At 68.4% G+C, this 11,162-nt stretch carries 11 protein-coding genes; 5 read left to right on the top strand and 6 right to left on the bottom strand.

The genetic code is table 11. The features are described 5' to 3' along the window. Both ENN83_RS11025 and ENN83_RS11020 read right to left on the bottom strand, forming a co-directional pair. On the bottom strand, positions 1-1,295 hold a 1,295-nt coding region (locus ENN83_RS11025), incomplete at its 3' end, for a thymidine phosphorylase (RefSeq protein WP_287186969.1). After that, entirely contained in the window at positions 1,295-1,708 is a 414-nt protein-coding gene (locus ENN83_RS11020) for a cytidine deaminase (RefSeq protein WP_414707652.1), read from the bottom strand. The genes ENN83_RS11020 and ENN83_RS11025, both read right to left, overlap by 1 nt. A gap of 131 nt (positions 1,709-1,839) precedes the next feature. Between ENN83_RS11020 and prpE the strand changes: the two genes are divergently transcribed. The 3 genes from prpE to ENN83_RS11005 all read left to right on the top strand — a co-directional run bounded on the left by prpE (position 1,840) and on the right by ENN83_RS11005 (position 6,871). Then, the gene (prpE, locus tag ENN83_RS11015; protein WP_287186966.1) at positions 1,840-3,735 is read left to right on the top strand and encodes a propionate-CoA ligase PrpE; all 1,896 of its coding nucleotides are present in this window, start codon (positions 1,840-1,842) and stop codon (positions 3,733-3,735) included. 182 nt (positions 3,736-3,917) lie between these two features. Continuing rightward, on the top strand, positions 3,918-5,456 hold the full coding sequence (locus ENN83_RS11010) for a response regulator (protein WP_287186971.1): 1,539 nt from the start codon (positions 3,918-3,920) through the stop codon (positions 5,454-5,456). Continuing rightward, entirely contained in the window at positions 5,453-6,871 is a 1,419-nt protein-coding gene (locus ENN83_RS11005) for a sigma-54-dependent transcriptional regulator (RefSeq protein WP_287186964.1), read from the top strand. Before ENN83_RS11010 ends, ENN83_RS11005 begins: the two co-directional genes overlap by 4 nt. 29 nt (positions 6,872-6,900) lie before the next feature. Here the strand turns inward: ENN83_RS11005 and ENN83_RS11000 are convergent, their stop codons facing one another. Continuing rightward, on the bottom strand, positions 6,901-7,680 hold the full coding sequence (locus ENN83_RS11000; protein WP_287186963.1) for an NAD kinase: 780 nt from the start codon (positions 7,678-7,680) through the stop codon (positions 6,901-6,903). 169 nt (positions 7,681-7,849) lie between these two features. Between ENN83_RS11000 and glyA the strand changes: the two genes are divergently transcribed. Both glyA and ENN83_RS10990 read left to right on the top strand, forming a co-directional pair. Continuing rightward, the gene (gene glyA, locus ENN83_RS10995) at positions 7,850-9,145 is read left to right on the top strand and encodes a serine hydroxymethyltransferase (protein WP_287186960.1); all 1,296 of its coding nucleotides are present in this window, start codon (positions 7,850-7,852) and stop codon (positions 9,143-9,145) included. 111 nt (positions 9,146-9,256) lie between these two features. Further along, entirely contained in the window at positions 9,257-10,051 is a 795-nt protein-coding gene (locus ENN83_RS10990; protein WP_287186957.1) for an alpha/beta fold hydrolase, read from the top strand. Here the strand turns inward: ENN83_RS10990 and ENN83_RS10985 are convergent. The 3 genes from ENN83_RS10985 to ENN83_RS10975 form a co-directional block, all read right to left on the bottom strand. Further along, on the bottom strand, positions 10,035-10,499 hold the full coding sequence (locus ENN83_RS10985) for a cytochrome b (RefSeq protein WP_287186954.1): 465 nt from the start codon (positions 10,497-10,499) through the stop codon (positions 10,035-10,037). The genes ENN83_RS10990 and ENN83_RS10985 overlap by 17 nt on opposite strands. 76 nt (positions 10,500-10,575) lie before the next feature. After that, positions 10,576-10,752 carry a CTP synthetase gene (locus tag ENN83_RS10980; RefSeq protein WP_287186953.1) on the bottom strand — a complete coding sequence of 59 codons (177 nt, stop codon included), beginning with the start codon at positions 10,750-10,752 and terminating at the stop codon, positions 10,576-10,578. A gap of 83 nt (positions 10,753-10,835) precedes the next feature. Then, the coding region (locus ENN83_RS10975) for a hypothetical protein (protein WP_287186950.1) at positions 10,836-11,162 on the bottom strand (327 nt) is incomplete at its 5' end.

Below are 11,162 nucleotides of genomic sequence, written 5' to 3'. Positions count from 1 at the left end.
TGATGCACCAGCGGCGGGATCTCGGGCACGCTGTCGCCCAGCCGGAAGGCCGACAGAACGGCTCTTGCCGCCGCCTCGGCATCGGCCTGGCAGGAGGCATGAACCAGCGCCAGAGGCTGGCCCGCGCCGATACGCTCGCCCAGCCCGGCGATCTCGGACAGCCCGACCGAGGGGTTGATCCGGTCGCCCTCGCGCCGCCGCCCGCCGCCTAACGCGACGACCGCCAGACCCAGCGCCTCGCCGTCGATGGCCTGCACGATGCCGCCCTCGTTATCCACCACTTCCTGAATCACGGGCGAAGCGGGCAGGCGGTCGGGCCAGCGTTCGACGAAATCCAGCGGCCCGCCGAGTTCCGCGACCATCTCGCCGAATTTCAGCGCGGCCTCGCCCGATTCCAGTGCCTGCACGATCCGCCGCGCGCCATCGGCAGCGTCGTCCGCCAGCCCGCCCAGCGCCAGAACCTCGCCACCCAGCGCACAGGTGATGTCCCACAGCGCGGGCGTGATGCCGGTCCCGGTCAGCGTCTCCATCACCTCGATCACTTCCAGCGCGTTGCCCGCGGCGCCAACCAGCGGCTGCGACATGTCGGTGATCAGCGCCGTCGTCATGCAGCCCGCGCCCTGTGCGGTCGAGACCAGCGCGCGGGCCAGTTCCTCGGCCTCGTCCAGCGTCTTCATGAAGGCGCCCGAGCCGACCTTGACATCGAGCACCAGCGCCTCCAGCCCGGCGGCCAGCTTCTTGGACAGGATCGAGGCGGTGATCAGGTCGATACTCTCGACCGTGGCGGACACGTCGCGCACCGCGTAAAGTCGGCGATCGGCGGGTGCGATATCGGCCGAGGCCCCGACGATGGCACAGCCGATCTCGGCGGTGATCGACTTCAGTTGCGAAATGCCGATCTGCGTGCGGTAACCGGGGATCGCCTCCAGTTTGTCCAGCGTGCCGCCCGTGTGCCCCAGCCCGCGGCCCGAAATCATCGGCACGAAGGCCCCACAGGCCGCCAGCGCGGGCGCAAGGACCAGCGACACGCAATCGCCGATGCCGCCCGAGGAATGCTTGTCCAGCACGGGGCCGGGCAGATCCCAGTCCAGAACCTTGCCGCTGTCGCGCATCGCGCGCGTCAGCCCGACGCGTTCGGGCGTGGTCAGACCGTTCAGCAGCACCGCCATGGCAAAGGCGCCCGCCTGCGCATCGGTGACCCCGCCGCTGGCCAGCCCCCGGGCGAACCAGCCCAGTTCGTCTTCGGACAGCGGTGCGCCGTCGCGCGCCTTGGCGATGATGCCGCGCGCATCCATCAACGCCGACCCATCTGGGCCACCGAGAAGGCGCCGGGCAGCAATTCGCCCACGGTCATCACAAGCGTCTCTCCCGCCAGCGTGGCCATGGTCACGGGGACATCCGGCGCGGCGAATTCGGCCAGTTTCTGGCGGCAGCCGCCGCAGGGGGTGACGGGGGCGGGGCCGTCCGCGATCACCGCCACCTCGACGATCTCGCGACAGCCCGCGGCCACCATCGCGGCGATCGCGCCCGCCTCGGCGCATGTGCCCTCGGGCGAGGCGATGTTCTCCACGTTGCAGCCCGCGTAGATCGCCCCGTCCGCCCCGCGGATCGCCGCGCCCACCTTGAATCGTGAATAGGGGGCGTGGGCGTTTTCGCGCACCGCGCGGGCAGCGGATATCAGCGGCATAGGGCTCTCCTTCGCCGCCAATCTGCGGCGGCCCCGCCGGGGATGCAAGAGCACATCCCCGCCCCGCAGCCGGGACTGGGCGGGTTTGGATCTTGCGCAGCCGCACCTGCCTGCGTAACAGAATTTCGCACACCAAAGGAGGGACAGCGATCATGGGCTATGCCGCGCTTTACGAGGGCTGGAAGAGCGATCCGGAGGGCTTCTGGATGCAGGCCGCCGAGGCCATCGACTGGGTGAAGAAGCCCAGCAAGGCGTTGTTCGACGAGAACGCCCCGAACTACGAGTGGTTCGTGGACGGCATGGTCAACACCTGCTGGAACGCGGTGGACCGGCATGTGGAAAACGGCCGCGGCGACCAGGTGGCGATCATCCATGACAGCCCGGTGACCGGCACGCGCAAGTCGATCTCCTATGTCATGCTGCGCAACCGCGTCGCCCAACTGGCCGGCGCCCTGCGCGCCAAGGGCGTCGAAAAGGGCGACCGGGTCATCATCTACATGCCGATGATTCCCGAGGCGCTGGAGGCGATGCTGGCCTGTTCCCGCCTGGGCGCGATCCATTCGGTGGTGTTTGGCGGCTTCGCCGCGCATGAACTGGCGGTGCGGATCGACGATGCCAAGCCGAAATGCATCATCGCCGCCAGTTGCGGGATCGAGCCGGGCCGGATCGTGCATTACAAGCCGCTGCTCGACGGCGCGCTGGAGCAGTCCACCCACCAGCCCGATTTCTGCGTGATCTTCCAGCGCGAGCAGGAAGTGGCGCAACTGAAAGAGGGGCGCGACGTCAACTGGCACGGCTTCCAGTATGGTGTGCAGCCCGCCGAATGCGTGCCGGTCGAGGGCAACCACCCGGCCTATATCCTTTACACCTCGGGCACCACAGGCCAGCCCAAGGGCGTCGTGCGGCCGACCGCCGGGCATCTGGTGGCGCTGAACTGGACGATGAAGAACATCTACGATGTCGATCCCGGCGACGTGTTCTGGGCGGCCTCGGACGTGGGCTGGGTCGTGGGCCACAGCTATATCTGCTACGCGCCGCTGATCCACGGCAACACCACCGTCGTCTTTGAGGGCAAGCCCATCGGCACGCCCGATGCGGGCACGTTCTGGCGGGTGATCTCGGAACACAAGGTCAAGAGTTTCTTCACCGCGCCGACCGCCTTCCGCGCGATCAAGCGGTCGGACCCGAATGGCGAATTCGTCAACAAATACGACCTGACCGGGTTGCGCGCGCTGTTCCTGGCGGGTGAACGCGCCGATCCCGACACGATCAAATGGGCCCAGCGCATGCTGGGCGTGCCGGTGATCGACCACTGGTGGCAGACCGAAACCGGCTGGGCCATCGCGGGCAACCCGCTGGGCATCGAGAAGCTCCCCGTGAAGATCGGCAGCCCCTCGGTCGCGATGCCGGGCTATGACGTGCATGTGCTGGACGAGGGCGGGCACGAGGTCGCGCCGGGCACGCTGGGCGCCATCGCGATCAAGCTGCCCTTGCCCCCCGGCACGCTACCGACGCTGTGGAATGCGCCCGAGCGGTTCCACAAATCCTATCTCAGCCATTTCCCGGGCTTTTACGAAACCGGCGATGCGGGCTACAAGGACGAGGACGGCTATCTCCACATCATGGCGCGCACCGACGATGTCATCAACGTGGCCGGGCACCGCCTGTCCACCGGCGCGATGGAGGAGGTTCTGGCCAGCCACCCGGACGTTGCCGAATGCACGGTGATCGGCGTGGCCGACGAGTTGAAGGGACAATTGCCGCTGGGTTTCCTGTGCCTGACCTCGGGGGTGACCCGTGACCATGGCGAGATCGTCAAGGAATGCGTCAACCTGGTGCGCGACCAGATCGGTCCGGTCGCGGCGTTCAGGTTCGCTGTGGTGGTGGACCGGTTGCCCAAGACGCGCTCGGGCAAGATCCTGCGCGGGACGATGTGCAAGATCGCCGACGGGCAGGAATTCAAGATGCCCGCCACCATCGACGACCCCGCGATCCTCGACGAGATCGCCCAGGCGCTGCGGGGTCTGGGCTATCCCCAGGCCGCCTGAGCCGCCCGGAAGACGGCCCATGCCGGTGCGCGCCGCGACGACATGGGCCGACCAGTGCCGACCTGCCTTATTAGACAGGTTGGTCCGGTCCCGGGCGGCGGCTAAATTGCAATAACGCAACTTTTACGAGTGTTCCCATGGTTAGCCTGCCGGTTCAGGATGCAGCGGCCGCGGTGACAGACATGCCGGAGACGCGGCGGGCCGGGACGGGGATGCAAGGGGATCACGAGGCGCAATCCCCGCGCAACCGTGCTGCCATGCTGGGCCACGACATACGCGCCGCGATCTCCGATATTCTAGGCGGGCTTGCGCTTGCCGATCTTTCTGTTCTCGACCTCACTTCCCGACTGCAACTTCAACGTGTGCAAAGCTCCGCCGAACAGCTGCTGCGGCTCACCGACGAGACGCTGGCCCTGGTCACCGGGGACGACTCGCCCCGGGCCGATCCGCCGGTGCAGACCAGCCTCGGCCCTTTCCTCGACCGGATCGCGGCGCGATGGCATGCGCATGCGGGTGCGCGGGGGTTGGGCTTCTGCCTGGACCGGGCCGATGACCTGCCCACCGCGATCGGCACGGATCCCGCCGCACTGGAGCGGATCCTGTCCAACATGATCGCCAACGCGGTGAAATACAGCCCCGTCGGAGAGGTGCGGCTGCGCGTGCATCTGGGCCCGCAAGAGGCGCTATGCCTGCGCGTGCGCGACACCGGCCCCGGCTTTTCCGAGGCGGCTATGGCGCGGCTTTTCGATTTCGCCGGCCGGCCCGAGGACAGCGGCCAACCCGGCACCGGGCTGGGTCTGCATATCGCACGTGACCTCGCCCAGCGCATCCGCGGCCAGATCCATGTGGCGAACGCGGCCGAGGGCGGCGCCGAGGTCTCGCTGATCCTGCCGCGCCGGGCTTGGGCGCCGGGGATCGAGACACCGTTGGCGGCGGCGGATCTGCCGGACCTGGGCGGCTGCTCCGTGCTGGTGGCCGAGGATAACCCCACCAACCGGCTTCTGGTGCAGCAGATGCTGGAAACGCTGGGCGCCGAGGTCACGCTGGTCGAGGATGGCGAGGCCGCCGCCGAGGCGCTTACAGTCCGCCGCTTCGATCTGGTGCTGGTGGATATCGAGATGCCGCGGCTGTCGGGGATCGACGTGATCCGCCGGTTGCGCGCGGCCGAGGGCGACGGACCGGCCTCGCCGGTTCTGGCGATCACCGCCTTCGTGCTGTCGGCAAACCGCGACCAGATCTATGACGCAGGCGCCGACGGGATCCTTGCCAAGCCGATCCTCAGCCTCGACGCGTTCGGCGAGGCGATTGCCCGGGTGCTGACGAAACGCACCGCCCCCCTGTCCGGGACGAAGACGGGCGTGCCCTTCGATCCTGTCCATCTCGACCGGCTGCTGGCGTTGGCGGGCCCCGAGGACGGGCGCGAATTGCTGCGCAGGATGCGCGAGGATTTCGGCACGGTCGAGCGCGGTCTGAACGAGGGGCGCGCGCGGGATGACCTTGCCCTGATCCGGACGCGGACCCATGTGCTGATCTCGCTGGCCGGTGCGGTCGGCAACGTGATTCTGCAGGCCGAGGCCGAGGCGCTGAACGCGGCGGCCCGAAGCCATGACCGGGCGACGGTCGCAAGGCTTCTGCCCATGGTGCTGCACGGCGTCGCCAGGCTGCGCGCAGCGCTCGGCGGCGAGCTGGATGCCCGCTTCGCGATGGAGGCCGCCGGATGACGCCGCCCTTGCTGCTGATCGAGGACACGCCCTCGCTGCAGATGGTCTACGAATCCGTGCTCCGCGGGGCGGGGCATGCGGTGGTCTCGGCGCCGACGGCAGCCGAGGGGCTGGAACGGTTCCGCGAATTGCACCCCGCGGTCGTGCTGCTGGACCTGATGCTGCCCGACCGGCCCGGCCAGGCGGTGCTGCAGGACATCCTCGCCGCCGCGCCCGAGACGCGGGTGATCGTCATCACCGCCAATGGCTCGATCAACCGCGCGGTCGAGGCGATGCGCGCGGGCGCCTACGAATTCCTTCTCAAGCCCTTCAACGAACAGCGTTTTCTGCACGCCGTGGAAACGGCGCTGGCCGAGCGGTCGGCCAATGGCGGCACCAGCCAGCCCGCCCGTCACCAGGGCGATGGCGCAACCGCCGAGTTCGTGGGCAGTTCGCCCCAGATGAAGGCGGTCTATGGCCGGATCGCCTCGGTGGCGCGCTCGATGGCGACGGTGTTCATCACCGGCGAAAGCGGCACCGGCAAGGAGATCTGCGCCCAGGCGGTGCATGCCGCCTCCTCCCGCGCGACCGGTCCCTTCGTGCCGCTGAATTGCGCCGCGATCCCGCGCGACCTGCTGGAATCCGAGGTGTTCGGCCATCTCAAGGGCGCCTTCACCGGGGCGCTGGCCGACAAGCCGGGCGCGGCGGCCGTGGCCGATGGCGGCACGCTGTTTCTGGACGAGATCTGCGAGATGGACTCGGCGCTGCAGACCAAGCTGTTACGCTTCCTGCAGACATCGACGATCCAGCCGATCGGCGCTGCCCATCCCCGCAAGGTGAATGTGCGCATCGTCTGCGCCACCAACCGCGACCCGCTGGACGAGGTCCATCGCGGCCGCTTTCGCGAAGACCTTTACTACCGGCTGCATGTGGTTCCGATCCACCTGCCCCCCCTGCGCGAACGCGGCGAGGACGTGATCGAGATCGCCCAGGCGGCACTGGCGCGGCTCTCGGCCGAGGAAGGGCGGCGCTTCACCGGGCTCGCACCCGAGGTCGCTACGCTGTTCCGTCGTCTGCCCTGGCCCGGAAATGTGCGCCAGTTGCTGAACGTGCTGCGCCATGCGGTCGTGCTGCATGACGGCCCCGAGGTCACGCTGGACATGCTGCCCGTTGCGCTGCTCCAGGACCGGGATCGCCCGGTCGGCGCGCCGACCGGGACGGCGGCGCCGGTCGAGCGCGACCCGCTGGCGGTGGGCGACTTGATCGGGCGCACGCTCGCCGAGATCGAGCAGATCGTCATCGAGGAAACGATTGCCCGCGAAGGCGGCTCACTGCCGCGGGCGGCGCGGGTGCTCGATGTCTCGCCCTCGACCCTCTATCGCAAGCGTGAGGCCTGGGGCCGCAAGGATGACGAGGTCGGCAGCCAGAGCTACTGATTGCCGGTCCCGCGCCCCGGCGCCCGGCCTCAGAGAAACTGCTCGCGGATCAGCCGTTCTTCCAGCCCATGGCCCGGATCGAACAGGATCCGATGCGAGATGGCGGGTTCCGACCGGATCTCGACCGCTGTCACCACCCCCGCCCCCCGGCTGTCGCCTTCGGCCATCACCGGGCGCTTCTCGGGTTCCAGCACCTCGATCCGCACCCTCACGGTCTTGGGCAGCAACGCGCCGCGCCAGCGCCGCGGACGGAACGGCGCGACCGCGGTCAGCGCCAGCACATCCGAGCCGATTGGCAGGATCGGGCCATGGGCGGAATAGTTGTAGGCCGTCGAGCCCGCGGGCGTCGCCACCAGCGCGCCGTCGCAGACCAGTTCCTCCAGCCTCAGCTTGCCATCCACCACGATGCGCAGCTTGGCCGCCTGCGGTCCCGCGCGCAGCAGGCTGACCTCGTTGATCGCCAGCGCCTCGACCAGACTGCCATCGGGCCGCGTCGCCTGCATCCGCAGCGGATGGATGACCTCCTCTTCCGCCACGGCCAGCCGTTCGATCAACCCCGCCTCGCGATAGGCGTTCATCATAAAGCCGATCGTGCCGCAATTCATGCCATAGACCGGTGCGGGCAGATCCTGCGTGGCATGCAACGTCTGCAACATGAAGCCGTCGCCGCCCAGCGCCACGATCACCTCGGCCTGATCGACGGGCACCTGGCCATAGCGCGCCACCAGCGCGTCCAGCGCACCCTCGGCGCGGGCCGTCTCGCTGGCCCGAAAGGCGATCTTCGGTCCGGGGCTGGGTGCTGGCGCCATCTTTCGACCGCCCTTTCGCAACATTACGCGTTGTGATCGCCCAGCGGGTCGCGAATGGCAAGACCGACGAAAGGACCGGCCCGGCCACGCCATTTGTGACTTTCTTGGCGGCACGGGTTCGGCTAGAACCTCTACCACGCCGCCACGGGCCGCAGAGGGAGACGCCAGGATGAATGCACCGCACCAGAACGACGGCTTTTTCACCGAGACGCTTGCCAGCCGCGACCCCGAGATCGCCCATGCCATCGGGCTGGAACTCGGCCGCCAGCGCGACGAGATCGAGCTGATCGCGTCGGAAAACATCGTCAGCCGCGCCGTGCTCGAAGCGCAGGGCTCGGTGATGACCAACAAATATGCCGAGGGCTATCCCGGGCGGCGCTATTACGGCGGCTGCCAGTTCGTCGACATCGCCGAAAGCCTCGCGATCGAGCGCGCCTGCAAGCTGTTCGACGTGGCCTTCGCCAACGTGCAGCCGAACTCGGGGTCGCAGGCCAACCAGGGCGTCTTCACCGCGCTGCTGAAACCCGGCGACACGATCCTGGGCATGAGCCTCGACGCGGGCGGCCACCTGACCCATGGCGCCGCGCCCAACCAGTCGGGCAAGTGGTTCAACGCGGTGCAATACGGCGTGCGCCAATCCGACCTGCTGCCCGATTACGACCAGATCGAGGCGCTGGCGAAAGAGCACAAGCCGCAGATGATCATCGCCGGCGGTTCGGCGATCCCGCGCATCCTCGATTTCGCCCGGTTCCGCGAGATCGCCGACATGGTGGGAGCGTATCTGCTGGTCGACATGGCCCATTTCGCGGGACTGGTCGCGGCGGGCCTCTACCCTTCGCCCTTCCCGCATGCCCATGTGGCGACCACGACCACGCACAAGACGCTACGCGGGCCGCGCGGCGGCATGATCCTGACCAATGACGAGGCGCTGTCGAAGAAGTTCAACTCGGCGATCTTCCCCGGCATCCAGGGTGGGCCGCTGATGCATGTGATCGCGGGCAAGGCGGTGGCCTTCGGCGAGGCGCTGCAACCGGGCTTCAAGCTCTACCAGGAACAGGTCATCAGGAACGCCAAGGCGATGGGTGCCGTGCTGATGGAGGGCGGGCTCGACCTCGTGACGGGCGGCACCGACAGCCATGTGCTGCTGGTCGACCTGCGGCCCAAGGGGGTCAAGGGCAACGCCACCGAAAAGGCGCTGGGCCGCGCGCATATCACCTGCAACAAGAACGGCATTCCCTTCGACACGGAAAAGCCCACGATCACCAGCGGCATCCGGCTGGGCAGCCCGGCGGGCACCACGCGCGGCTTCGGCGAACAGGAATTCGCCCAGATCGGCCGCTGGATCACCGAGGTGGTGGACGGTCTGGCCGCCAATGGCGAAGAAGGCAATGCCGCGGTCGAGGACAAGGTCAAGGCCGAGGTCGCCGCGCTCTGCGCCCGCTTCCCGATCTATCCCGGGCTCTGATCCCCGCCCGCATCAAGGGGGGCTTCGGCCCCCCTTTTCGCGCGCCCTTGCCTTCTTCTTGGTCCAAATACCCAAAAACGGGGCCGCAGGCCCCGCCCCCCCCGGATGGACATGCTCGCGACCCGGATCCACGGCCAGCCCGGCACCACGCCCCCCCTTCTGATCGCGCATGGCCTGTTCGGCTCGGCGCGGAACTGGGGGGTGATCGCGAAACGGCTGTCGGACAGCCGCCAGGTGATCGCCGTCGACATGCGCAACCACGGCGACAGCCCGTGGGCGTCCGGCCACCGCTATGCCGATCTCGCCGCCGATCTGGCCGAAGTGATCGCCGCCCATGGCGGGCGGGCGGATATGCTGGGCCATTCGATGGGGGGCAAGGCGGCGATGGTGCTGGCGCTGACCCGGCCTGCGCTGGTCAACCGGCTGGTGGTGGCCGATATCGCGCCGGTCGCCTATGGCCACAGCCAGAACCACCTGATCGCGGCAATGCGGGGGCTGGAACTGGCGGGCCTCACGCATCGGGGCAATGCCGACGCCGCGCTGTCCGCGCGGATCGCCGATCCGAGGTTGCGTGCCTTCCTGCTGCAATCGCTCGACCTCAAGGCCCGGCCGCCCGTCTGGCGGTTGAACCTCGATGTGCTGGAGGCCGAGATGGACCGGATCACCGGATGGCCCGAGCAGATCGCAGGCCGATTCGACGGCCCCGCCCTGTTCCTGTCCGGCGCGACCTCGGACTATGTCCGCCCCGAACATCGTGACCGGATCAAGGCGCTGTTCCCCGCCGCCCGCTTCGCCAGGATCCCCGGCGCGGGCCATTGGCTGCATGCCGAGAAGCCGCGCGAATTCGAGGCGGCGGTCCGGGCCTTTCTCGACGCCCAGATGACGGGCCCTAGTCGACCGGCTTGACCATCCGGGTCATGGTGCCGTCCTTCCTGACGAAATGCGCCACCAGCGCCGCGACCACATGCAGCACGATCAGCACGAACAGCGCCACCGGCAGGACCGAATGCACCCCGCCAGCCCAGGCCGCGCCCTGCGACCAGGCGACCATCCCCGAGATCGGCAACAGCAACATCAGCAGGTAGAACAGCCCATAGGTCACCCGCGCCACCATCACCTGCGCGGGCGAATGGCCCGGGGCGGGCGCGGGCACCCCATGCAGGAAGCGCAGCCCGATCCGCCAGAAGGCCAGCAGCAGGATCGCAAGCCCCGCAACGATATGGACCGTGACGCCCAGGGTGAAGTTCTGCACCCCCGTCTCCAGCAGATCGCCGAACGCGCGGGACATTCCCCCGTTGAACAGGAACTGCACCGCAACAAGACCCACAACTGCCCAGTGCAGGCGGATTTGCATGCGCGAATAGCCCGAAGCCGACATGCCTAGCCCTCCGATGATCTAACCGAGATCCGACCGCCGGACCACCCGGCAGTCAGTGTATGGCCTGCGCCACCTTCCAGGAGACGGGTAGCGCGAGAACGAATCCCACCGCCGCGGCGGCGAGGATCGGAACAGTGGTGCCGTATCCCGCCACCAGGACGACGACGATGCCGACGCCCATCAGGGTAGCCGAAATGAGCAGGAACAGGACTGCGGCGAGCCGAAGCATGCGGGGCCTCCCGGTCTGGAATTGAACCGGTCCCAAGCAAAACCCGCCTGCCCCGACCCGACCTTGATCCAGCGCAATCCGCGTCAGAATGACCAGATGCGCGTGGTCCGATCCAGCAGGGCCTCGGCCATGGCGGGCGGTTTGGCCACGCCCACGCCCTCGATCAGCACCGAAGCATCGGCGCCCTTGCCGGGCAGGTAGATCGCGCAGACCTCGACCGTCGCGCCTTTCTCGATCGCCGCCTTCAGCAGGCCCTGCGGGCTGGCGCCGCGCGGCGGTTGCGGGGCGGTCGCGCTCTCGGGCGCATCGGCAAGCGCGATGTCGCCGCCCGGGCCGCACAGCAGGATGCGCGTCGGCACGCCGCGGTCGATGGCCTCGTTGGTCAGCACCATGCTCATCAGCTGGGTCTG

The sequence above is a fragment of the Rhodovulum sp. genome, assembly GCF_011048875.1.
Lineage (GTDB): Bacteria > Pseudomonadota > Alphaproteobacteria > Rhodobacterales > Rhodobacteraceae > Rhodovulum > Rhodovulum tesquicola.
This window is presented reverse-complemented; position numbering and strand designations above follow the sequence as displayed.

Coding starts and splice junctions, on each gene's coding strand:
- prpE (WP_287186966.1), top strand. CDS start 1,840: ATGGGCTATGCCGCGCTTTACGAGGGCTGGAAGAGCGATCCGGAGGGC.
- ENN83_RS11010 (WP_287186971.1), top strand. CDS start 3,918: ATGCCGGAGACGCGGCGGGCCGGGACGGGGATGCAAGGGGATCACGAG.
- ENN83_RS11005 (WP_287186964.1), top strand. CDS start 5,453: ATGACGCCGCCCTTGCTGCTGATCGAGGACACGCCCTCGCTGCAGATG.
- ENN83_RS11000 (WP_287186963.1), bottom strand. CDS start 7,680: ATGGCGCCAGCACCCAGCCCCGGACCGAAGATCGCCTTTCGGGCCAGC.
- glyA (WP_287186960.1), top strand. CDS start 7,850: ATGAATGCACCGCACCAGAACGACGGCTTTTTCACCGAGACGCTTGCC.
- ENN83_RS10990 (WP_287186957.1), top strand. CDS start 9,257: ATGCTCGCGACCCGGATCCACGGCCAGCCCGGCACCACGCCCCCCCTT.
- ENN83_RS10985 (WP_287186954.1), bottom strand. CDS start 10,499: ATGCAAATCCGCCTGCACTGGGCAGTTGTGGGTCTTGTTGCGGTGCAG.
- ENN83_RS10980 (WP_287186953.1), bottom strand. CDS start 10,752: ATGCTTCGGCTCGCCGCAGTCCTGTTCCTGCTCATTTCGGCTACCCTG.